Here is a 20,727-nt window from a genome sequence, read left to right as displayed (position 1 = left end):
TTCCGACGCCTCGTCAAAGACTACGAACGTTACGCCGAAACACTCGCAGGACTTCACATCGTCGCCTTCGCCTGCCTCATGATGAAACAGGCCGCTGCACTCGCTGATGGTTCATAACAGCCTCTAGAACCGTCACCCCAGCGAAGGCTGGGGTCTCCATCGGCTCCTGCTGCACGCTATTATCGGGAGATCCCAGCCTTCGCCGGGATGACGCCCGTTTCAATATAAGTGGATCAAGCTCTGGAACGGTATACCATCGGGTAGAGCCTCCAGACACCACTCCGGCCTGCGCCGGGGCGACGTCCATGTCGATGGTTCGAACGAAATGCCCTCAGTAGAAATTCGCCAGCGTCAGCGACCGCTCCGCCCCGTCGCACAGCGTCAGCCGGACCACGCGTCCCGGCGCATCGGTGCCCCACCGCACGTCGATCGTCCCCTCCGCCGTCAGCGCGACCGGCTGGCCGTCGACGGTACAGATCAGCTCGTTCGCCTTCCACCCGGCCTTCGCCGCCGGTCCGCCCGCCATGACGTGCAGCACGCGCAACCGGGCACGGTCGTAGCCGAGCAGCAGCCCGCTGGTCGATTTGAGCGGCGGGGGCGGGGCCTGCGGGTTGGGGGCGACCACCATCTGCCCGGCCACGGGATCGAGCAGCACGCGGTAGCGCAGCAACAGTCCCGTGCCGACCCGCCCGGCGACCCGCACCTGTCGGGTGAAACCGCCATCGCCCTCGATCCGCAGTTCGATCGGCCCGGTCGGCTGCCCGCCCAGCGTCACCCGGTCGGTGACGGTCAGCCCGGCATCGACCACGCCGCCCGCCCCGAAGGCGATGGTCGAGGTGACGCGCGCACCCTTGATCCCTGCCGCGCGCCACTGGCTGCGCGCGATGCTGAGCGAGCCGCCGTCGCCGGTATCGACCAGCAGCGGACGGACGCGGTGTTTGCCCAGCATCGCCTCGGTCAGATACAGCCCGCTGCCGTTCTGGAGGGTCATCGGCACCTTCGTACCGGCAAAGGGCATCCGCCCGCTCGGCAACAGGCGGAAGCGGCGATTGGCGAAATCGATGTCGAGCGCATGGGCGCCGATCAGGTCGGTCCCGACCAGGACCTCGGCATCGCCCGATGCGCTGGCCAGCAGTCGCGGCAGTTCGATCACCGCGACGCGCCCGCCGCTGCGGCTGAGCGCGCCGAACGCGATCGACTTCGTCGCCGCCCAGTCGACGCGGATCGCGCCGCCCAGCGCCACGCCCGACGCCGCGCCGTCCGGATCGATCGTCAGCTTCGCGCGGCGGGCAAAGGCGCGGCTGACCGCGCTATAATTCAGCCCGGTGTCGAGCAGCGCCTGCGCGCTCACCCCGTCGATCGTCATCGCGAAGCGCAGATGGTTGGCGGCGGTCAGCGTGAACGGCACCCAGCGCGCCTCGGCATCGCCGGACAGGGTCTGTGCAGGGGCGGCGGGCGGCGCGGCGAACAGCAGCAGCGCGAGGAGGAGTCGGGCGATCACCGCCGGGATGTAGGGCGGCTCCGGCGGCGGCGCTACAGGCATGCCTCCAGCAGCGCCTGGTCAAAGCCATATTGCTTGGCCTTGTCCAGCGTGTACGGGCGCATCCCCATCGAGCGATATTCGCCGATGATCTTGCCGTCGGCGCTCTCGTCCAGATATTCGAACTTGAACAGTTCCTGCGTGACGATCACCGGCCCTTCCATGCCGATGACCTCGGTGATGTTGGTGACGCGGCGCGACCCGTCGCGCAGGCGCTTCACCTGCACGATCAGGTCGACCGAATCGGCGATCTGGCGGCTGATCGCTTCCTTGGGCACCTTGATGTCCGACATCATCACCATGTTCTCCATCCGCGCGAGGCATTCGCGCGGGGAGTTGGAGTGGAGCGTCGCCATCGACCCGTCATGGCCGGTGTTCATCGCCGCCAACAGGTCGAAACACTCCGACCCACGGATTTCGCCGAGGATGATTCGGTCCGGGCGCATACGCAGCGCGTTCTTCACGAGGTCGCGGATGGTGATCTCGCCCTGCCCCTCGAGGTTCGGCGGGCGCGTTTCGAGCGGGAGCCAGTGCGGCTGTTGCAGGCGCAGTTCGGCGGCGTCCTCGATCGTCAGCACGCGCTCGCCCGGGTCGATCATCTTCGACAGGGCGTTGAGCATCGTCGTCTTGCCCGAACCGGTACCGCCCGAAATCACGATGTTGAAGCGGCTGGCCCCGGCGACTTTCAGCGCGGTCGCCATCTTGGTGCTCATCGACCCGAAGCCCGCCATCATGTCGATGGTGATCGGCTTGGCCGAAAACTTACGGATCGAGATCGCGGTGCCCTTGAGGCTGAGCGGCGGCACGATCACGTTGACGCGGCTGCCGTCCTTCAGGCGGGCATCGGCCAGAGGCGTGGTCTGGTCGACGCGGCGGCCGACCGAGTTGCAGATGCGCTGCGCGATCTGGAACAGATGCTCCTCGTCGCGGAACTGGATCGTCGCCAGTTCCAGCTTGCCCTTGCGTTCGACGAACGTCTGTTCGGGGCCGTTGACCATGATGTCGCTGATCGCCGGATCGGCCAGCAATTCCTCGAGCGGGCCGAGGCCCAGCAGTTCGTCGACCAGCACCTTTTCCAGCGCGAACTGTTCGCGCCGGTTGAGCGTCAGTTTCAGTTCGGCCAGCACCTCGCCCACGATCGGGCGGAATTCCTCGGCCAGTTCGTCCTTGCTGAGCGTCGCGGCGGCTTCGGGATCGACCCGTTCGAGCAGGCGGGGGAGGACCTGTTCCTTGATGCGGTGGATCGAGCTTTCGAAGCCCTCGACGCGGCTGTTGCCGGCCTCGCCCGACAGCGCCTGCCGGTCGGCCAGGCGCTGCATCGCGTCGCCCATGCCCTGCGGAAGGGCGCCGGGCTGTTCGCCAGGCATCGGCTCGCTCTCGCCGCCGGGCAGCGGGGCGTGTCCCAGCGGGGGGAATTGCTGCGCGGCGTCGAGGTCGGCGGGACGCGCGGGCCCCGATCCCTGCATCGGCCGGGCCACCCCGAAGGACGGCCTGCCGCCGCCCGATCCGCCCAACCCGCTGCGTCGCCCGAATGCGTTCACGTTCCGCCACCCCATTGATTCGTAGCGGGGAGGCTAGGCGAGAAGCGTTTACGATTGTCTAACCAAGGTCGGGGGCCGGACACGGAACGGGCGGGACATGGTTGGCCATGCCCCGCCCGTTCCGATACTGCATTCGTTGAAGCCGTTCGTCATTCCCGCGAGGGCGGGAATCCATACACACAGCGGTGGCGCGTCAGGATGAACGTCGGCGTCCATGGGGTCCCGCCTTCGCGGGACCGAGGAACGAGCGATGGCCGGAAAGCCATCCCTCCCTGGTGCGATCAGATGTGGATCGGCTTGCCCTGCACCGCCATCGCCGCTTCCTTGAGCGCCTCGGCATGGGTCGGGTGCGCGTGGCAGGTATAGGCGATGTCCTCGCTGGTCGCGCCGAATTCCATCGCCTGCGCCGCCTGCGCGATCATCGTGCCGGCCAGCGACGAGACGATCCACACGCCGACCACGCGGTCGGTCTTGGCGTCCGCAATGACCTTCACGAAGCCGTCGGTGTCGCGGTTGGTCTTGGCGCGGCTGTTGGCGGCGAAGGGGAACTTGCCGACCTTGATCTCGCCCTTCTCGCTGGCGGCTTCCTCGGTCAGGCCGACGCCCGCGATCTCGGGCATGGTGTAGACCACGCTCGGGATCACATCGTGGTTCACGATGCCGGTCTGGCCGGCGATGAACTCCGCCGCGGCGACGCCTTCGTCCTCGGCCTTGTGCGCCAGCATCGGGCCATGCACCACGTCGCCGATCGCCCAGATGCCGTCGACGCTGGTGCGGAACTCGTCGTCGATCTCGACCTGCCCGCGCTGGTTGACCGACAGCCCGGCCTTGTCGAGCGCGAGCCCTTCGGTGTTCGCGCGGCGGCCGATCGACACCAGCACCGCATCGGCGGTGATCGTCGTCGCCTCGCCGCCCGCCGCCGGTTCGACGGTCAGCGTCGCGGTGCCGCCATCAACGCTCGCGCCGGTGACCTTGGTCGACGTCTTGAGGTCGAAGCCCTGCTTCTTGAACAGCTTGGCCGATTCCTTGCGGACCTCGCCGTCGAAGCCGGGCAGGATCTGGTCGGCATATTCGACCACGGTGACCTTGGCGCCGAGGCGACGCCACACGCTGCCGAGTTCGAGGCCGATCACCCCGCCGCCGATCACCACCAGATGCTCGGGCACCCTGGGCAGCGCCAGCGCGCCGGTCGAATCGACGATGATCGCCGCGTCGTTGTCGACCTCGACGCCGGGCAGCGGCATCACGCTCGACCCCGTGGCGATCACGATGTCGCGCGCGGTGACGGTGCGGTCGCCGACCTTCACGCTATGGTCGTTCTCGAACGCGGCATAGCCCTTGAGCCATTCGACCTTGTTCTTCTTGAACAGATATTCGATGCCGCCGGTCAGCTCGCCGACCGCCTTCTTCTTTTCGGCATGCATCTGGTCGAGGTTGAGCGACGCGCCCTGGATGTCGACGCCGAACTTGGCGAGGTGGCCGCCGGTCGCTTCCGCGTACAGCTCGGAGGCATGCAGCAGCGCCTTGGACGGGATGCACCCGACGTTCAGGCAGGTCCCGCCCAGCGTCTCGCGCCCTTCGGCGCAGGCGGTCCTAAGCCCAAGCTGTGCCGCGCGGATCGCCGCGACATAGCCGCCGGGTCCGGCACCGATCACGAGGACGTCGAAGTCGTAGTCAGCCATTGTCTCTATCCCGTCCTAGTCGTTGTGGGCGATCACGCGGATCGCGCCGTCGCCGGTACGGCGGCAGTTTGCCGCAAAATTGCGCAGAGCCGGAACCCCCTGCATCACGTAATCGAGCGCGTCGGCGCCCGTGAAGGTATCGGCCATATAGACATCGGCCTTCGCCATCGCACGGGCATCGAAACGCCGGGCGAGCGTGGCGTCGTGGAGGCGGTCGAGCGCGTCGGCGAATGCCTGCATCAGCGGTGGTGCGATCAGGCCGATCCCGCCCTCGCCATTCTCGTCCGCGCCCAGTTCGGGCAGCGCGGCGATGATGATGCCCAGCATGTGGCCGACATCGTCGGCCGACCCGGTCAGCAGGTAATGGACCGCGTGCCACGCCTCGCCCAGATCTAGGAAGTCGAGATCCTCGACCCCTTCCTCGAACAGGAAATCCTCGAACACCGATGGGTCGGCGACCAGCCGGTCGATGTCGGCATCGCCGGCCCGACGCAGATAGATCACCATGCCCATCGGTTGTCGTCCGTCCCTTACAGGTCGATCAGCAGGCGCGTCGGATCCTCGATCGCGTTCTTCAATGCGACGAGGAAGGTCACCGCCTCTCGACCGTCGATCAGGCGGTGGTCGTAGCTGAGCGCGAGGTACATCATCGGGCGCACCACGACCTGACCGTCGCGCACCACCGGCCGTTCCTCGATGCGGTGGAGGCCCAGCACCGCCGACTGCGGCGGGTTGATGATCGGGGTCGACATCAGCGATCCGAACACGCCGCCGTTCGAGATGGTGAAGGTGCCGCCCCTCATCTCGTCCATCTTGAGCGTGCCGTCCTTGGCGCGCTTGCCGAAGTCGCCGATCGTCTTTTCGACGCCCGCGACCGACAGCTTGTCGGCGTCGCGGATGACGGGGACGACGAGGCCGCCCGGCGCCGACACGGCGACCGAGATGTCGGCATAGTCGCGATAGACGATCTCGTCGCCCTCGATCGATGCGTTGACCGACGGGATGTCCTTCAGCGCCATCGTCGCGGCCTTCACGAAGAAGCCCATGAAGCCCAGCCGCACGCCGTGCTTCTTCTCGAACAGGTCCTTGTACTTCGCGCGCGCCTCGATCACTGCCGTCATGTCGACGTCGTTGAAGGTGGTGAGCAGCGCGGCGGTGTCCTGCGCTTCCTTCAGGCGGCGGGCGATCGTCTGGCGCAGGCGCGTCATCTTCACGCGCTCTTCGCCGCGCGTCGGGCCAGCAGCGGCGGCAGGTGCCGCGGCGGGGGTGGCGGCTGCGGCAGGCGCGGCGGCGGCCGGCTTGTCACCGGCGGCGGCGACCACGTCTTCCTTGGTGATGCGGCCGTCGCGGCCGGTGCCCTTGACCTTCGCCGGATCGACGCCGTGTTCGAGGATCGCACGGCGCACCGACGGCGACAGCGCGGCGGCGTCGACATTGGCGTCGCCGGCCGGGGCCTGCTGCGCGGCGGCCGGGGCAGGGGCGGCGGCGGGTGCCGGCGCGGCGTCCTGCTTGGGCGCTTCCGCCTTCGGAGCGGCGGCGGCGCCGTCGCCCGATTCGATCGTCGCGATCATCGCGCCGACCGACACGGTGTCGCCGGGCTGCACGGCGTGCTGGCCCATGACGCCCGCGACGGGCGAGGGAACCTCGACCGACACCTTGTCGGTTTCGAGGCTGGCGATCGGTTCGTCGGCGGCGACCGCCTCACCGGGCTTCTTCAACCATTCGCCCAGCGTCGCTTCGGTGATCGATTCGCCCAGCGTGGGGACCAGAACTTCGGTTGCCATCGGATCTTCCTCATCTCCCCCGTGTCGGGGGTAATAACACGGTTAGGATGCGGCCTTGCCGGTGGCGCGTTCGCCCTCGGCCTGACGGGTGCGGCGGATTTCGTCGCGGACATTGTGGCCGAGCGCATCGGCGACCAGCGCGCCCTGTTCGGCCTGGTGACGCTTCATCAGGCCGGTGGCGGGCGACGCCGCCGCCGAACGACCGGCATAGCGGGCACGCGGCACCGCCGCACCGGCCTCGGCCAGCGCCTCCTCGATCAGCGGTTCGACGAGGAACCACGAACCGTTGTTCTTCGGCTCTTCCTGTGCCCAGACCACGTCGGTCAGGTTCGGCAGCTTCTGCAGGCGGGCGACCAGCGCGTCCGACGGGAACGGATAGATCTGTTCCACGCGCACGATCTGCGTCGCGGTGTCGCCCGCCGCGTCGCGTGCCTCGATCAGGTCGAACGCGACCTTGCCCGAACACAGTACCAGCCGGGTGGTCGCCTCGTTCGCCGGGGCCGACGGATCGGACAGCAGCCGCTTGAAATGGGTGCCCGGCAGGAAGTCCTCGGTCTTCGACACCGCCATCTTGTGCCGCAGCAGCGACTTGGGCGTCATGATGATCAGGGGCTTGCGGAAATTGCGGTGCATCTGCCGCCGCAACAGGTGGAACAGGTTGGCCGGCGAGGTGACGTTGGCGACCTGCATATTGTCGCCAGCGCACAGTTGCAGGAACCGCTCCAGCCGTGCCGAGCTATGTTCCGGACCCTGACCTTCGTAACCGTGCGGCAGCATCAGCACGAGGCCGTTGGCGCGCAGCCACTTGGCCTCGCCCGCGGCGATGAACTGATCGATCATGATCTGCGCGCCGTTGGCGAAATCGCCGAACTGCGCTTCCCAGATGACCAGTGCCTTCGGATCGGCCAGCGCATAGCCGTACTCGAAGCCCAGCACGCCATATTCGGACAGCGGGCTGTCGAGCACCTCGAAGCTGCCATGTTCGATCGTCTGGAGCGGCACGAACTTGTGCTCGTCGCTCTGGTCGACCCATACCGCGTGCCGCTGCGAGAAGGTGCCGCGACCCGAATCCTGCCCCGACAGGCGGACGCCGAACCCTTCGGACAGCAGCGATCCGAACGCCAGCGCCTCGGCCGTCGCCCAGTCGAAGCCCTCGCCGCCGGTGAACATGCCGCGCTTGGCATCCAGCACGCGGGTCAGCGTCTTGTGGACCTGCAGGTCTTCGGGAACGGTCGTGAGCGTGCGGCCGAGCGAGTCGAACAGCTTCTGTTCGATGCCGGTATCGACCGAACGGCGCGAGCCTTCCGGGTCCATCGGCGCGTGCAGCCCCGACCAGCGACCGGCGAACCAGTCGGCACGGTTGGGCTTGTAGCTCTTGGCGTTCTCGAACTCGCCTTCCAGCAACTGGGTGAACTCGGCGGTCTTGGCGGCGACGAATTCGCCGTCGATCACGCCTTCTTCCGCCAGCCGCTTGCCATAGATTTCGCTGACGCCGGGATGGCCCTTGATCTTTGCGTACATCAGCGGCTGTGTGAAGGACGGCTCGTCGCCTTCGTTATGGCCGAAGCGGCGATAGCACCACATGTCGATCACGATGTCGCGCTTGAACTGCTGGCGGAACTCGATCGCCATCTTGGTGGCGAAGGTCACCGCCTCGGGATCGTCGCCGTTGACGTGGAAGATCGGCGCCTGCACGCCCTTCGCCACGTCCGACGGATAGGGCGACGAGCGCGCGAACTGCGGGCTGGTGGTGAAGCCGACCTGGTTGTTGATGATGAAGTGGACGCAGCCGCCGGTATTGTAGCCGCGGATGCCGGAGAAGCCGAGGCATTCCCACACGATCCCCTGGCCCGCGAACGCTGCGTCGCCGTGGATGAGCACCGGCAGCACCTGCTCGTGCTTCTCGATGTCGCCGCGGAAGGTCTGCTGCGCGCGCACCTTGCCCAGCACGACCGGGTTCACCGCTTCGAGATGGCTGGGGTTGGCGACCAGCGACATGTGCACCGACACGTCGTCGAAGCTGCGATCGGTCGACGTGCCGAGGTGATATTTCACGTCGCCCGAGCCGCCGATATCGTCGGGGTTGGCGCTGCCGCCGGCGAATTCATGGAACAGCACGCGGAACGGCTTGGCCATCACGTTGGTCAGCACGTTCAGGCGTCCCCGGTGCGCCATGCCGTACACGATCTCGCGCACGCCCAGCTGGCCGCCGTACTTGATGACCGCTTCCAGTGCGGGGATCATTGATTCACCGCCGTCGAGGCCGAAGCGCTTCGTGCCGACATACTTGCGGCCGAGGAACTTCTCCCACTGTTCCGCCTCGATGACCTTGGCGAGGATCGCCTTCTTGCCTTCGGGGGTGAACTGGATCGCCTTGTCGCGGCCTTCCATCCGGTCCTGCAGGAACTTGCGCTCCTCCACGTCCGCGATGTGCATGTATTCGAGGCCGACATTGCCGCAGTAATTGGCGCGCAGGATGTCGACGATCTCGCGCACGCTCGCCCATTCGAGGCCGAGCGAACCGCCCAGATACACCGGCGTGTCGATCTCGGCATCGGAAAAGCCGTAATATTCGGTGCGCAGGTCCTCGGGCAGCTCGCGGCGCGCCAGACCCAGCGGATCGAGATTGGCGGCAAGGTGCCCGCGCACGCGATAGGTGCGGATCAGCAGCTGGGCGCGGATCGCGTCACCGGCGGCCTTCGCCACATCGACCTTGGGTGCGGCGGGGGCGGCCGCCGCGGGCTTGCCGCCCTTGGCGGGCTTGGGCGCGGGCTCCATCTGCGTCGGGTCGAGCGCAGCGGTCAGCGCGTCGGTTTCGGTCAGCGGCCAGCGCTTGCTCTGCCAGCTGGGGTGCTGCGTCGCGCCCTCCAGCCCGTCGAACCACTGGCGCCAGCCGGCATCGACCGACGAGGGATCCTCGCGGTAGCGACCATAGAGCGTTTCCACGAATGCCGGGCTGACGCCGGCGGCGATGTCGAAATCCTGGCCTTCGTAGCCCATGGTCGTTTCCTGTCCGCTTGGTGCCCGGTCGAACCGGGCGATGCCCCGTGCGCGGTCACGCACGGGGCCTGTCACTTCAACCGTTCAGCACCTGCAGCAGCGTCGAACCCAGTTCGCTGGGGCTGGCCGCAACCTTGATCCCGGCCGCTTCCATCGCCGCGATCTTGCTTTCCGCATCGCCCTTGCCGCCCGACACGATCGCGCCGGCATGGCCCATGCGACGGCCCGGAGGCGCGGTGCGGCCGGCGATGAAGCCCGCCATCGGCTTCTTGCGGCCACGCTTTGCCTCGTCGATCAGGAACTGCGCGGCCTGTTCCTCCGCATCGCCGCCGATCTCGCCGATCATGATGATCGACTGGGTGGCGTCGTCGGCGAGGAACAGTTCGAGCACGTCGATGAAGTTCGTGCCGTTGACCGGATCGCCACCGATGCCGACGGCGGTCGTTTGGCCGAGGCCGGCGTTCGACGTCTGGAACACCGCTTCATAGGTCAGCGTGCCCGAGCGCGAGACGACGCCGACGCTGCCCTGCTTGAAGATCGAACCCGGCATGATGCCGATCTTGCACTCGCCCGGCGTCAGCACGCCCGGGCAGTTCGGGCCGATCAGCCGCGACTTCGAACCCGACAGCGCGCGCTTGACCTTGACCATGTCCAGCACCGGAATGCCTTCGGTGATCGCGACGATCAGCGGGATTTCGGCGTCGATCGCCTCGAGGATCGAATCGGCGGCGAAGGGCGGCGGCACGTAGATCACCGACGCATCGGCGCCGGTCTTCGACTTGGCTTCGGCGACGGTGTTGTAGACCGGGAGGCCGAGATGCTCGGTCCCGCCCTTGCCCGGCGTCACGCCGCCGACCATCTGCGTGCCGTACTCCAGCGCCGCCTTGGTATGGAAGCTGCCGGTTTCGCCGGTCATCCCCTGGGTGATGACCTTGGTGTTCTTGTTGACGAGGATGCTCATCTTCGTTTCCCTTGCGTGCTCCGTTGCCGGAGCGAAAATCAGATCAGCTGTCCGAACAGGTCGTGCCAGCCGGGATTATATTCTTCGATCAGCCGCAGCTTCCAGTCACGGTTCCATTTCTTGATCCGGCGTTCGCGTAATCGCGCTTCCTGCAGATCGTCGTGACATTCATACCAGACCAGAAGCGTGCAACTGTGTTCGCTGGTAAATCCCTCAACCGTCCCGTGGCGATGCTGATGAAGGCGCTGGATCAGGTTGCTGGTCGAACCGGTGTAGATCGTTCCGTTACGGCGGCTGGCAACGATGTAGACGAAACCTGCCTTCATCCTGCCGCCCCTTGGTATCCCCGCGCAGGCGGGGATCCAGAGCCAGGAACGTCACGCTCCATTACCCTGGACCCCCGCCTGCGCGGGGGTACGTCACTTGAGTTATGCGAGGCTCTCGTCGATCCCCTTGCAGGCGACGAGCAGTTCCTTCACCGCATCGACCGAGACAGTGAGGTTCGCCTTGGCTTCGTCGCCCAGCTTCACTTCGACGATCTTCTCGACGCCGCCGGCGCCGATCACCACGGGCACGCCGACATACAGGTCGTCGATGCCATACTCGCCCGACAGATAGGCGGCGCAGGGCAGAACCCGCTTCTGGTCGTAGAGATAGGCTTCGGCCATCGCGATGCCGCTGGTGGCGGGCGCGTAGAAGGCCGAGCCGGTCTTGAGCAGGCCGACGATTTCGCCGCCGCCGCCGCGGGTGCGCTTGACGATCGCGTCGACGCGCTCCCTGGTCGACATGCCCATCTCGATCAGATCGGTGACCGGGATGCCGCTGACGGTCGAATATTCGAGGACCGGGACCATCGTGTCGCCATGCCCGCCCAGCACGAAGCTGTTGACGTCCTTGACCGACACCTTGAATTCGTCCGCGAGGAAGTGGCTGAAGCGCGCGCTGTCGAGCACGCCGGCCATGCCGACGACCATGTTGTGCGGCAGGCCGCTGAATTCGCGCAGCGCCCACACCATCGCGTCGAGCGGGTTGGTGATGCAGATGACGAACGCGTCGGGGGCGTTGTTCCTGATGCCCTCGCCGACGGCCTTCATCACCTTCAGGTTGATGCCGAGCAGGTCGTCGCGGCTCATGCCGGGCTTGCGCGCGACACCGGCGGTGACGATGATGACGTCCGCGCCCGCGATGTCGGCATAGTCGTTGGTGCCGGTGATCGTCGCGTCGAACCCTTCGACCGGGCCGCACTGCGACAGGTCCAGCGCCTTGCCCTGCGGTACGCCGTCGACGACGTCGAACAGGACGATGTCGCCCAACCCCTTGAGGGCGGCGAGGTGGGCGAGGGTCCCGCCGATGTTACCAGCGCCGATCAGCGCGATCTTCTTGCGAGCCAAGACGTCTCTCTCCGTAGCAAGTCGGACGCGGTCCTGCCGCGACGGGCCGGCCTTTACGGCGTTTTCGCATGGGAGACAACCCTCAAACATCCATTAATGATACTGGATCGCAAAAGCAATAGCGGTCGCGATTGGCGGAAATGGTCGCGGGATGATGCCATTCGCGCGGAACCTTCGCCAACTTCTGCGCCGATCCGCGTCCCGATCACGATTCTCGTGCGGCGGCGGTGCGACTCTGCTGGCACGCCGCGCAGGCTTTGCTATGCAGGAAGGAACAACGACCGCTCACAAGGTTTCGTCCATGCCCAATGCCCGTATCTACCAGATTCCCAAGAACGCGATGCAGTCGGGTCGTGCCAAGACGCACACCTGGATGCTCGAGTTCGAACCGGCCGAGCCCAAACAGGCCGATCCGCTGACCGGGTGGGCCGGATCGGGCGACACGCGGGAACAGGTGAAACTGAAATTCCCGTCTCTCGACGCCGCGACCGACTATGCCGCGCGCGAAGGGATCGCGTTTCACGTCGTGCCCGCGCCGGAACGCAAGTTGAAGCTGCAGGCCTATGCGGACAATTTCAAATGATCCGCCCGCTGCTCACCATCGCGGCGTTGCTGGGCGCGGTGCCGGCGTCGGCCGCAACACCGATCGCCGGGCGCTACCTGACCGAGGACGGCGCGGGCGTCATCGAGGTCGGGCGCTGCGGCAACAGCGTGTGCGGCAAGCTGGTCCGCATCGTTAAGGCCAAGCCGGGCGCACCGACGACCGACGTCAACAACACCGACCCCGCGCTGCGCAATCGCCCGGTGCTGGGCATGCCGATCCTGTCGAACTTCGCCGACGCCGGCAGCGACTGGCGCGGGCGCATCTACGACCCGCGCAACGGCAAGAGCTACAAGTCGATCGTCAGCAAGAACGCCGACGGGTCGCTGAAGGTGCAGGGGTGTATCGCGGTCTTCTGCCAGACGCAGGTGTGGAAGCCGGCAGGGTAGGCCGTTCAGATCCCGCCCATCGCAATACCCGTGATCGAAATGACGATACAGGCGGTCAGCGGGAGAATGCCGGTCATGGCGAGTCGTGCGTAAGAACGATTGAGCGACAGGCCGATCACGATCGGAGGGCCGAACATCCATCCGGCGTTCCAGCTGCCTGGTCGCAGGCCCGATGACACCACGACGTATGTGGTCATGGCCATCAACGGCGCGACGACCATGATCTGCGTCATGTAACGACGGGGCATGGACGAGGTCGGGCCGCTCCGCATGGGCCGACCATATCGGCACCCGATCCAGTAGTCATCCGGTTTCCCGAATCCGTGATGCGCACAAAAAAGGCCGGGAAGGGGTGTCCCTTCCCGGCCTTCTTGTCGTCTGGAACCGGCGACGGCAAAGCCGCCGCCCGTCGGTCGCCCCGCACGGGGCGCCGGCCGTTCCGATTTTCTGTCCGGGGCAGGTTTCCCTGCCCCGGTCGAAAATCAGAAGTCCATGCCGCCCATGCCGCCCATGCCGCCGCCGGCCGGCATTGCCGGGCCCTTGTCGTCGGGCAGTTCCGAAACGGTCGCTTCGGTGGTGATGAGCAGGCCGGCGACCGAGGCCGCGTTCTGCAGCGCGGTGCGGACGACCTTGGTCGGGTCGATCACGCCGGCGGCGACCAGGTTCTCGTACACGTCGGTCGCGGCGTTGAAGCCGAACGAGGTGTCGTTCTGGTCGAGCAGCTTGCCCGAGACGACCGCACCGTCATGGCCGGCGTTCTGTGCGATCTGACGCACCAGCGCGGTCAGCGACTTGCGGACGATGTCGACGCCGCGCGTCTGGTCGTCGTTCGCGCCGGTGACGCCGTCGAGCGCCTTGGTCGCGTACAGCAGCGCCGTGCCGCCGCCGGGAACGATGCCTTCCTCGACGGCTGCGCGGGTCGCGTGCAGCGCGTCGTCGACGCGGTCCTTGCGCTCCTTGACCTCGACCTCGGTCGCACCGCCGACCTTGATGACCGCGACGCCACCGGCGAGCTTCGCCAGACGCTCCTGCAGCTTTTCACGGTCATAGTCCGACGAGGTGACTTCGATCTGCTGACGGATCGCGTCGGTGCGGCCCTTGATCGCATCGGCTTCGCCGGCACCATCGACGAGGATCGTGTTGTCCTTGTCGATCGTCACGCGCTTGGCGGTGCCGAGCATGCCCAGCGTCACGGTCTCGAGCTTGATGCCGAGGTCTTCCGAGATCACCTCGCCCTTGGTCAGGATCGCGATGTCTTCCAGCATCGCCTTGCGACGATCGCCGAAGCCCGGTGCCTTGACCGCTGCGACCTTCAGGCCGCCGCGCAGCTTGTTGACCACCAGCGTGGCGAGCGCCTCGCCTTCGATGTCCTCGGCGATGATGAGCAGCGGACGGCCCGACTGCACCACCGCTTCGAGGATCGGCAGCATCGCCTGCAGCGACGACAGCTTCTTCTCGTGGATCAGGATGTACGGGTCGCTGAGTTCGACCTGCATCTTTTCCGGGTTGGTGATGAAGTAGGGCGACAGGTAGCCGCGGTCGAACTGCATGCCTTCGACGACGTCCAGCTCGAATTCGAGACCCTTGGCCTCTTCGACCGTGATGACGCCTTCCTTGCCGACCTTTTCCATGGCTTCGGCGATCTTCTCACCGACTTCCACGTCGCCATTGGCCGAGATGATGCCGACCTGCGCGACTTCGGCCGAACCCGAAACGGGCTTCGAGCGCGACTTCACGTCCTCGACGACCTTGATGACGGCGATGTCGATGCCGCGCTTCAGGTCCATCGGGTTCATGCCGGCGGCGACCGACTTCATGCCTTCGCGCACGATCGCCTGTGCCAGCACAGTGGCGGTGGTGGTGCCGTCGCCCGCGATGTCGTTGGTCTTCGAGGCCACTTCGCGCACCATCTGCGCGCCCATGTTCTCGAACTTGTCCTTCAGTTCGATTTCCTTGGCGACCGACACACCGTCCTTGGTGATGCGGGGCGCGCCGAACGACTTGTCGATGACGACGTTGCGGCCCTTCGGCCCGAGCGTCACCTTCACCGCGTCGGCGAGGATGTCGACGCCGCGCAGGATGCGTTCGCGGGCGTCACGACCGAATTTTACGTCCTTGGCTGCCATGGTGGCTACCCTTTCCAAATGTCAAAAGTCACAAAAGTCACACTCGTCACGCAAGTGTGACCGGATCAGAACCGGTCGCTCAGCCAACGATGCCGAGGATGTCCGATTCCTTCATGATGAGCAGGTCTTCGCCGTTCACCTTCACCTCGGTGCCCGACCATTTGCCGAACAGGATGCGGTCGCCGGCCTTGACGTCGAGCGGCGTGATCGTACCGGCTTCGGTGCGGGCGCCGGTGCCGGCGGCGACGACTTCGCCTTCCTGCGGCTTTTCCTTGGCGGTGTCGGGGATGATGATCCCGCCGAGCGTCTTTTCCTCGGCCTCGACGCGGCGGACGAGCACGCGGTCGTGCAGCGGACGGAAGTTCATGCGCGGTTCCCTTTAGTATGTTGAACAGGTCTTGGCACTCACCGATCGGGAGTGCCAGCGCCCCGGATATGTGGAGCCGTGCACGGACCGTCAAGCGGGACCGGAACAATTTTGCGGGTGATACGTGGCCGTCGTCAGACAGGCCGAACCAGCCCGAGTTTCTCGCGCCGCCGCCAGCGGTCGACCAGCAGCAGCGCCACGACCAGCAACCCGAGCGCGAGCCCGATCCAGACCCCGATTCCGGCCAGCGGCGTCCAGAAGCCCAGCGCCACCGAGATGGTGAAGCCGACCGCCCAATAGCCGACCAGCGCGATCACCATCGGCACGCGGGTATCCTGCACGCCGCGCAGCACGCCCGCCGCCACCGCCTGCGCACCGTCGGCCAGCTGGAAGATCGCGGCGATGGCGAGATATTGCAGCGCCAGCGCGATCATCGCGGCGTTGGCCGGCGCGTCGACATCGACATAGACCGACAGGAACGCGCGCGGGAACAGCCACAGCAGCAGCGCGGTGAACCCCATGAAGCCGGTGCCGACCGCCAGCGCCGACCAGCCCGCCCGCGCGATCCACAGCCGGTCACGCGCGCCATAGGCGAGGCCGACGCGGATCGTCGCCGCCTGTGCGATGCCGAACGGCACCTGGAACAGGAAGGCGGCGATCTGAAGCGCGATGGCGTGCGCCGCAACCTCGGTCACGCCGATCCGCCCCATCAGGAAACCGGCGGCGGAGAACAGCGCGCCTTCGAACGTCATCGTCGCCGCGATCGGCAGGCCCAGCACGACGATCTGGCGCAGGCGCGACCATTCGCCGCGCCACCAGTTGCCGAACAGGCGGAAGCGCCGCAGCCGCCGGTCGACCACCAGCACCGCGGCATAGGCGAGCATCATCGCGGTGGCGGTGGTGAGGCTGGTGATCGCCGACCCCTCCAGTCCCAGGGCCGGCGCGCCCAGATTGCCGAACACCAGCAGCCAGTTGACGAAGACCGAGACACCGAGGCCCATGGCGGTGATCGCCATCGCCCAGCCGGGCCGGCCGAGCGCCGAGGCGGTGATCCGCATCACCGTGCCGGTCACCGCAGGGATCAGCGCCCACAGCAGGATGTCGAGGAACGCATCGGTGCGCGCGGCGACGCGGGCATCCTGTCCGGCGAGCAGCAACAGGCCTTGCCCATGCGCCATCAGCGCCATGAACGGGACGCTGCCCAGCACCGCGATCCACGCCGCCATGCGGAACGAGCGCCGCACTTCACGCACGGCATGGCGGCGCTGGCCGAGTTCGGCGGCGATGATCGGCGCGGCGGCCCCCACCAGCCCCGACAGGGCGAACAGGATGACGCCATAGACATAGACGCCCAGCGTCGCGGCGGCGAGTTCGACCTCCCCCAGCCGCGCGACGAACACCACGTCGACCGCATAGACCGCCATCTGCAACAGGTTCGCGCCGACCAGCGGCGCGGCGAGCCGCAGCGTCGCGGCCAGTTCGGCACGGGCGGTCGCGGGCGCGGCAGGGGCGGCGGCGTTGGTCATGGGCAGGGCGTGTAGTCGGTTGGCGGCGGGGGCGCCAGTTTCGGGGCGTGGGACATAGCGGGCAGGATTGGGCCTTCAACTATCACCGTTCGTCCTGAGTAGCCGCTGAGCTTGTCGAAGCGGCGTATCGAAGGACCGTCGAAGGTGCTTCGATACGGGCTTTCGACTTCGCTCAATCCCTACTCAGCACGAACGGTTCTGCTTTGTTTACGGCGGCTTTTTGCCGCGCCTGCTTCCCTACCCATGACGCCGCACATATTTGCCGGTAGGACACGGCGATGACCGAACCCGCCGCGCCCCGGCCGACCCGCGCGCCGCGCCGCGATGCCGCCCGGCGGCGCGAGGCGCTGATTACCGCTGCCGCCGCCCGTTTCGCCGAACAGGGCTATGGCGTGCCGCTGGAGGCGATCGCCGCCGCCGCCGGGGTGGGGCGGGCGACGCTGTACCGCAATTTCGAGGATCGCGAGGCGCTGGCGCTGGCGATCTTTTCCAGCGCGGTCGACCGGCTGGAAGCGATGCTCGACCCCGCGGCACCGATCGGGACGACGCTGGCGACGACGGTGCGCGCCGGGACCGGGGCGCTGTCGCTGTTCGCGCGGATCGCGGCCGACCTGCATCTCGACGATGCGAACCGGGCGGCGTTCCAGCAACTGGCGATGCGGTTGGAGACGGTCTTCGCGCCGGTCCTGCACGCGGCGCAACTGCGCGGCGAGGTGAGCGACGAGGTGACGTCGCGCGATCTGGTGTTGTCGGTGCGCATGGCCGGCAGTCTGGTGCTGCCGTTCATGGACGAGGACGAGGTCAGCGCGAAGATCGAGGCGGCGTTGCGGCTACTGCTGAAGGGCCTGCGTCCGCGCTGACCGGGGCGGTCCAGCCCAGCCCCAGCGCCTTGTTCACCGCGATATAGCTCTGCGTCAGCTGCGCGCGCGCCTGTACCACCGCGCTGGTCGCCGAAAGCTGCTGCCGTTCGACGTCGAGCTGGTCGATCAGCGTGGTGGTGCCTGCCGCCACCCGCTGGCGGTTGAGCGCCGCGGCACGGGCGGCGGTCGCCTCCGCCTGCACCAGTTGGCCCAGCTGGGTGCGGGTGTTGGCGAAGCGCGACAGCGCGGTCTCGGCATCCTGCAACGCGTCGAGCACCGCCTTGCGATAGGCGGCGTCGGCCTGATCGCGCTGCGCCTCACTGACGCGGGTGGCGGCGCGGTTCTTGCCGAAGTCGAGGAACGACCAGCTGAGCGAGGGCGCGGCGAGCGCGGTCAGGTTGCCGAGGTCGAAGACCGCGCCGGGCGAGGTGCCGCCGAGGCCGAGCAGCCCGAGGAAGCGGATGCCGGGCAGCTCGCGCGCCTTCGCCACGCCGATCGCGGCGGTGCCGGCGGCGAGCTGGCGCTCGGCGGCGCGGATGTCGGGGCGGCGGGCGATCAGCGATGCGGGATCGCCGACCGCGACCTGTGCAGGCGGCAGCGGCACGGGGGCGACGGCGCTGAGCGTCGCGTCGAGCGCGCCGGGGGTGCGGCCGGTCAGCACCGCCAGCTGGCCCAGATATTCGTCGCGCTGCGCGGCGAGCGGGATCGCCTGTGCTCGGGTGTTTTCCAGCTGGGTCTGGAGCCGTTCGATCGACAGTTGCGATGCGGTGCCGGCGGCGAGGCGCTGGCGGGTGAGCGCCAGCTGCTGCTGCTGCAGGCGGGTGGTCGCGGTGCTCAGGGCGATGCGCGCCTGAACGTCACGCAAGCCGACATAGGCCTGCGCGACGCCGGCCGACAGCGACACCTGTACGTCCGCCAGGTCGGCGATGCGGGCGTCGCCGGTGGCGCGCGCCTGTTCGGTCGCGCGCCGGCCGCCGCCGAACAGGTCGGGTTCCCAGCTGGCGTTGAGGCCGAGATTGTAGAACTGCACGCTGGTGGCGTCGCTGCCCGGCTGGATCGGGGGCAGTTCGGCGGCGAGCACCGTGCCGTTGGCGCTGGCGCCAGGTTTCAGCGAGGCGCGCTGCTGCGACAGCCGGGCCTGCGCCTCGCGGACGCGGGCGACGGCCTGATCGATGGTCCGGCTATGCGCCAGCGCATCGTCGACGAGGCGGGTGAGCAGCGGGTCGTTCAGCCCTCCCCACCAGCGGGCGAGACCGGGGGCGGGGGTGAAGGCGGCGTCGGTCGCGCGCACGAAATTGCCGCGCGTCACCGCGTCGGTCGCGGTGGCGGGCGGGCCGGCATAGTCCGGGCCGACGGTGCAGGCGCCGAGCAGCAGCACGGCGGACAGGGAAAGCGTTCGGGTCATCAATGCACCGTGGCCGGTTCGACCCCCTTGGGCAGGGGCCGGAGGAAGAAGACGAGTGGGAGGACGGCGAAGGCGCCCAGCCCCATGATCCAGAAGATGTCGTTGTAGGTCATCGTCAGCGCTTCCGCCGCGATCTGCTGCGACAGCAGGCGCAGCCCCGCCGACGGGTCGCCGGCCGCGCGGCCGAGCTGTGCGACGTAGCTCTGCACCGCCTCGCTGTTCGCGTTCAGGCTTTCCTCCATCCGGCGCGAATGGAAGTACATCCGCTGGTCCTGCAGGATCGAGATGCCCGCCAGCGCGAAGCTGCCGCCCAGATTGCGGAAGGCGTTGAACAGCCCCGACGCGTCGCCGGCATCCTCGGGCGGGACCGAGCGGACGCAGGCCTGGCTGAGGAACAGCATCGCGAGGATCTGCCCCACGCCGCGCAGCAGCTGCGACACGGTGAAGTCGGGACCGGACGACTGCGCGGTCAGGTTCGCGTCGAGCAGCGCCGACACGCCCATGATGAGGAGCCCCGACGCCACCGCGATGCGGATGTCGATGCGCTTCAACAGGATCGGGACCAGCGTCATCATGAGGAGGCTGGGGATGCCCGACAGCAGCACGACCTTGCCCGCCTGCAACGCGTTATAATCGGCCAGCGCCGCGAGGAACTGCGGGATCGCGTAGCTGGTGCCGTAGAGCACGACGCCCAGCACGATGCCCATCAGCGCGACCGATCCGAATTGCCGGTCGAGCAGCAGCTTCAGCTTGATGATCGGCCGCGGCGCGGTCGCCTGTCCCCAGAACAGCAGGACGAAGCCGATCACGCTGGTGAACGCCATCCAGCGGATCAGTCCGGAATCGAACCATTGTTCGCGCTGCCCGTCCTCGAGGAACACGGTGAGGCCGCCCAGTCCGAGCGCGAGGCCGGCGATGCCCAGCCAGTCGGCCTGTCTGAACAGGTGCAGCTTCGCCTTTTCATGTGGCAGCCCGACCAGCAGCAGCGTGATGAGGATCGCGCAGATCGGAATGTTGAGGAAGAAGGCATAGTGCCAGCTGATATTCTCGGTCAGCCAGCCGCCGACCAGCGGCCCCAGCACCGGCCCCAGGATCGCGGTCACGCCGAACACGGCGATGCCGATCGGCTGCTGCGCGCGCGGCAGGCGCTGGGCGATGATCGTCTGCGCGGTCGGGATCATCGCGCCGCCGGTGAACCCTTGGCCCACGCGGCCGACAATCATCATCGGCAGCGTGGTGGCGATGCCGCACAGCACCGAAAAGACGGTGAACAGCCCGGCGGCGACCAGCAGGAAGGTGCGCATCCCCAGCATCCGCTGCAACCAGCCGGCCATCGGGATGATGACGATCTCCGCGACCAGATAGGCGGTGGCGATCCACGTCCCTTCGGTCCCGCTGGCGCCGATCTCGCCCTGGATCGTCGGCAGCGCCGAATTGACGATCGAGATGTCGAGCGTCGCCATCAGCGCGCCGAGATTGCCGGCGATCACCGCCAGCCATGCGGCGAGGTCGGCGCGTTCGGGCGGGGCGGCGGTTACGCCCGCGCTGGCCATC

At 67.4% G+C, this 20,727-nt stretch carries 18 protein-coding genes and 1 pseudogene; 4 read left to right on the top strand and 15 right to left on the bottom strand.

Annotated features, from left to right (window positions below):
* A pseudogene (locus QLH51_RS13815) lies at positions 1–117 on the top strand (IS5/IS1182 family transposase); the annotation flags it as partial.
* 214 nt (positions 118–331) lie between these two features.
* Here the strand turns inward: QLH51_RS13815 and QLH51_RS13810 are convergent.
* The 9 genes from QLH51_RS13810 to mdh form a co-directional block, all read right to left on the bottom strand.
* A complete protein-coding gene (locus QLH51_RS13810) occupies positions 332–1,501 on the bottom strand; it encodes an aspartyl protease family protein (RefSeq protein ID WP_164516194.1) in 1,170 nt (389 codons plus the stop codon).
* 32 nt (positions 1,502–1,533) lie between these two features.
* Positions 1,534–3,081, bottom strand: a complete 1,548-nt coding sequence (locus QLH51_RS13805; RefSeq protein WP_206429166.1) for a CpaF family protein — start codon at positions 3,079–3,081, stop codon at positions 1,534–1,536.
* A 281-nt stretch (positions 3,082–3,362) separates the two neighbouring features.
* On the bottom strand, positions 3,363–4,763 hold the full coding sequence (gene lpdA / locus QLH51_RS13800; RefSeq protein WP_125660180.1) for a dihydrolipoyl dehydrogenase: 1,401 nt from the start codon (positions 4,761–4,763) through the stop codon (positions 3,363–3,365).
* Between the two features lie 15 nt (positions 4,764–4,778).
* Complete coding sequence (locus tag QLH51_RS13795; protein WP_164516195.1) at positions 4,779–5,270, bottom strand: DUF1877 family protein; 492 nt, start codon at positions 5,268–5,270, stop codon at positions 4,779–4,781.
* Positions 5,271–5,293: 23 nt separating this feature from the next.
* Positions 5,294–6,547: a 2-oxoglutarate dehydrogenase complex dihydrolipoyllysine-residue succinyltransferase gene (gene odhB / locus QLH51_RS13790; protein ID WP_125660186.1), complete on the bottom strand. Its 1,254-nt coding sequence runs from the start codon at positions 6,545–6,547 to the stop codon at positions 5,294–5,296.
* 42 nt (positions 6,548–6,589) lie between these two features.
* Positions 6,590–9,547, bottom strand: coding sequence for a 2-oxoglutarate dehydrogenase E1 component (locus tag QLH51_RS13785; RefSeq protein ID WP_125660189.1), 2,958 nt, complete (start codon positions 9,545–9,547; stop codon positions 6,590–6,592).
* A 76-nt stretch (positions 9,548–9,623) separates the two neighbouring features.
* A complete protein-coding gene (sucD, locus tag QLH51_RS13780) occupies positions 9,624–10,508 on the bottom strand; it encodes a succinate--CoA ligase subunit alpha (RefSeq protein WP_125660192.1) in 885 nt (294 codons plus the stop codon).
* Between the two features lie 38 nt (positions 10,509–10,546).
* Positions 10,547–10,834 carry a GIY-YIG nuclease family protein gene (locus QLH51_RS13775; protein ID WP_125660195.1) on the bottom strand — a complete coding sequence of 96 codons (288 nt, stop codon included), beginning with the start codon at positions 10,832–10,834 and terminating at the stop codon, positions 10,547–10,549.
* Between the two features lie 102 nt (positions 10,835–10,936).
* Positions 10,937–11,899, bottom strand: a complete 963-nt coding sequence (gene mdh, locus QLH51_RS13770) for a malate dehydrogenase (RefSeq protein WP_125660198.1) — start codon at positions 11,897–11,899, stop codon at positions 10,937–10,939.
* Positions 11,900–12,200: 301 nt separating this feature from the next.
* Here mdh and QLH51_RS13765 point away from each other — a divergent pair, with 301 nt between their 5' ends.
* Positions 12,201–12,482, top strand: coding sequence for an ETC complex I subunit (locus tag QLH51_RS13765; protein WP_125660201.1), 282 nt, complete (start codon positions 12,201–12,203; stop codon positions 12,480–12,482).
* Positions 12,479–12,889: a DUF2147 domain-containing protein gene (locus tag QLH51_RS13760; protein WP_125660204.1), complete on the top strand. Its 411-nt coding sequence runs from the start codon at positions 12,479–12,481 to the stop codon at positions 12,887–12,889. The genes QLH51_RS13765 and QLH51_RS13760 overlap by 4 nt, the downstream gene beginning before the upstream one ends.
* A gap of 5 nt (positions 12,890–12,894) precedes the next feature.
* On the opposite strand, the gene QLH51_RS13755 is transcribed toward QLH51_RS13760, so the two are convergent.
* The 4 genes from QLH51_RS13755 to QLH51_RS13740 all read right to left on the bottom strand — a co-directional run bounded on the left by QLH51_RS13755 (position 12,895) and on the right by QLH51_RS13740 (position 16,908).
* Entirely contained in the window at positions 12,895–13,122 is a 228-nt protein-coding gene (locus tag QLH51_RS13755; protein ID WP_125660207.1) for a hypothetical protein, read from the bottom strand.
* A 249-nt stretch (positions 13,123–13,371) separates the two neighbouring features.
* Positions 13,372–15,015 (bottom strand): chaperonin GroEL, encoded by a 1,644-nt coding sequence (gene groL, locus QLH51_RS13750; RefSeq protein ID WP_125660210.1) that lies wholly within the window; start codon positions 15,013–15,015, stop codon positions 13,372–13,374.
* Positions 15,016–15,094: 79 nt separating this feature from the next.
* Positions 15,095–15,382, bottom strand: coding sequence for a co-chaperone GroES (gene groES / locus QLH51_RS13745; protein ID WP_055761206.1), 288 nt, complete (start codon positions 15,380–15,382; stop codon positions 15,095–15,097).
* 134 nt (positions 15,383–15,516) lie between these two features.
* Positions 15,517–16,908, bottom strand: coding sequence for an MATE family efflux transporter (locus QLH51_RS13740; protein WP_125660213.1), 1,392 nt, complete (start codon positions 16,906–16,908; stop codon positions 15,517–15,519).
* A 278-nt stretch (positions 16,909–17,186) separates the two neighbouring features.
* On the opposite strand from QLH51_RS13740, the gene QLH51_RS13735 reads away from it, so the two are divergent.
* Positions 17,187–17,768, top strand: a complete 582-nt coding sequence (locus QLH51_RS13735; RefSeq protein ID WP_125660216.1) for a TetR/AcrR family transcriptional regulator — start codon at positions 17,187–17,189, stop codon at positions 17,766–17,768.
* Here the strand turns inward: QLH51_RS13735 and QLH51_RS13730 are convergent.
* Positions 17,710–19,173, bottom strand: a complete 1,464-nt coding sequence (locus tag QLH51_RS13730) for an efflux transporter outer membrane subunit (protein ID WP_125660219.1) — start codon at positions 19,171–19,173, stop codon at positions 17,710–17,712. The genes QLH51_RS13735 and QLH51_RS13730 overlap by 59 nt on opposite strands.
* The gene (locus QLH51_RS13725) at positions 19,173–20,726 is read right to left on the bottom strand and encodes an MDR family MFS transporter (protein WP_125660222.1); all 1,554 of its coding nucleotides are present in this window, start codon (positions 20,724–20,726) and stop codon (positions 19,173–19,175) included. Before QLH51_RS13725 ends, QLH51_RS13730 begins: the two co-directional genes overlap by 1 nt.
* Between the last annotated feature and the right edge of the window lies 1 nt (position 20,727).

The organism is Sphingomonas sp. 2R-10 (genome assembly GCF_030062225.1).
In the GTDB taxonomy this organism is placed as follows: Bacteria; Pseudomonadota; Alphaproteobacteria; order Sphingomonadales; family Sphingomonadaceae; genus Sphingomonas.
The sequence above is the reverse complement of the archived record's forward strand: the minus strand, read 5'-3'. Positions and strand labels throughout refer to the sequence as shown.

Coding starts and splice junctions, on each gene's coding strand:
- lpdA (WP_125660180.1), bottom strand. CDS start 4,763: ATGGCTGACTACGACTTCGACGTCCTCGTGATCGGTGCCGGACCCGGC.
- QLH51_RS13795 (WP_164516195.1), bottom strand. CDS start 5,270: ATGGTGATCTATCTGCGTCGGGCCGGCGATGCCGACATCGACCGGCTG.
- odhB (WP_125660186.1), bottom strand. CDS start 6,547: ATGGCAACCGAAGTTCTGGTCCCCACGCTGGGCGAATCGATCACCGAA.
- QLH51_RS13785 (WP_125660189.1), bottom strand. CDS start 9,547: ATGGGCTACGAAGGCCAGGATTTCGACATCGCCGCCGGCGTCAGCCCG.
- sucD (WP_125660192.1), bottom strand. CDS start 10,508: ATGAGCATCCTCGTCAACAAGAACACCAAGGTCATCACCCAGGGGATG.
- QLH51_RS13775 (WP_125660195.1), bottom strand. CDS start 10,834: ATGAAGGCAGGTTTCGTCTACATCGTTGCCAGCCGCCGTAACGGAACG.
- QLH51_RS13765 (WP_125660201.1), top strand. CDS start 12,201: ATGCCCAATGCCCGTATCTACCAGATTCCCAAGAACGCGATGCAGTCG.
- QLH51_RS13760 (WP_125660204.1), top strand. CDS start 12,479: ATGATCCGCCCGCTGCTCACCATCGCGGCGTTGCTGGGCGCGGTGCCG.
- QLH51_RS13755 (WP_125660207.1), bottom strand. CDS start 13,122: ATGACGCAGATCATGGTCGTCGCGCCGTTGATGGCCATGACCACATAC.
- groL (WP_125660210.1), bottom strand. CDS start 15,015: ATGGCAGCCAAGGACGTAAAATTCGGTCGTGACGCCCGCGAACGCATC.
- groES (WP_055761206.1), bottom strand. CDS start 15,382: ATGAACTTCCGTCCGCTGCACGACCGCGTGCTCGTCCGCCGCGTCGAG.
- QLH51_RS13740 (WP_125660213.1), bottom strand. CDS start 16,908: ATGACCAACGCCGCCGCCCCTGCCGCGCCCGCGACCGCCCGTGCCGAA.
- QLH51_RS13735 (WP_125660216.1), top strand. CDS start 17,187: ATGACCGAACCCGCCGCGCCCCGGCCGACCCGCGCGCCGCGCCGCGAT.
- QLH51_RS13730 (WP_125660219.1), bottom strand. CDS start 19,173: ATGACCCGAACGCTTTCCCTGTCCGCCGTGCTGCTGCTCGGCGCCTGC.
- QLH51_RS13725 (WP_125660222.1), bottom strand. CDS start 20,726: ATGGCCAGCGCGGGCGTAACCGCCGCCCCGCCCGAACGCGCCGACCTC.